Source organism: Bradyrhizobium sp. Leo78 (assembly GCF_059512425.1).
Genome location: NZ_JCAMOT010000200.1, coordinates 1 through 482, shown reverse-complemented (window position 1 = coordinate 482; position 482 = coordinate 1). Strand labels below are relative to the sequence as shown.

Below are 482 nucleotides of genomic sequence, written 5' to 3'. Positions count from 1 at the left end.
GATTTCACGCCTACGCCAGGTGAGCATGAAACTTGCCATGGCAAAAATCGACATCTCGGTATTCGACGCGATGCAGCCGCTGGAGGATGATTGGCGGGCTCTGGAGACCGACGACCTCCACTCACTTCATCAGAGCTATGATTGGTGCGCCGCCTGGGTCAAAGCCTTTCGGCGGCCGCTGGCGATCCTCAAGGGCACCTATGCCGGGGAGACGGCCTTCATTCTGCCGATCGAGATCGTCAAATCCCGCGGATTGGCCGTCGCCAAGTTCATCGCGGCCGACCACAGCAATATCAATACCGGTCTGTTCTCCGGCAATTTTGCCGAAAGCGGCGGCAGCATCGACGCGGAGAAGTTCGCGGGGCAGCTTCGGCAGGTCTTGAAGGGCCATGCCGATCTGCTGCTGCTGCAAAACCTTCCGCGGGAATGGCGCGGGCGGCAGACCCCGCTCACCGGACTGCCAATGGTGCAGAACCAGAACC

1 pseudogene is annotated in these 482 nt (G+C 60.6%); it reads left to right on the top strand.

The annotated features are described in order from the left end of the window. Position 1: 1 nt before the first annotated feature. Positions 2-482: pseudogene (locus tag AC5ZG1_RS44275) on the top strand (cellulose biosynthesis protein CelD); the annotation flags it as partial.